Source organism: Lentzea alba (genome assembly GCF_047445655.1).
In the GTDB taxonomy this organism is placed as follows: domain Bacteria; phylum Actinomycetota; class Actinomycetes; order Mycobacteriales; family Pseudonocardiaceae; genus Lentzea; species Lentzea alba_A.
On sequence record NZ_JAJAEG010000125.1, the window covers coordinates 1 to 327 of the forward strand.

Consider the following 327-nt stretch of genomic DNA (forward strand, 5'->3'; position numbering starts at 1 on the left):
GAACTCGGCCCAGGCGTTGTCCCACAACCGCACGATCGCCGGATATCGGCCGCCCCAGGCGTCGGTGAACTCGGCGAACCGCTCCTTCGCGGCGGCCTCGGTCGGCGCGGTGTAGACCGGCTTGAGGGCCTTGGCGATCGCGTCCCAGTGTTGCCGGCCGGCGTAGCGGAAGCTGTTGCGCAGCAAGTGGACCACGCAGGTCTGGGTGATCGTCTGCGGCCAGACGGTGGTGATCGCGTCGGGCAGGCCGGTCAGCCCATCGCAGACCACCATCAGCACGTCGGCCACACCGCGGTTCTTGAGCTCGGTGAGCACGTGCAGCCAGTA

The 327-nt window shown here is 68.5% G+C and carries 1 protein-coding gene; it reads right to left on the bottom strand.

The window, feature by feature from the left end:
- The coding region (locus LFM09_RS50180; protein WP_414103744.1) for a transposase at positions 1–327 on the bottom strand (327 nt) is incomplete at both ends.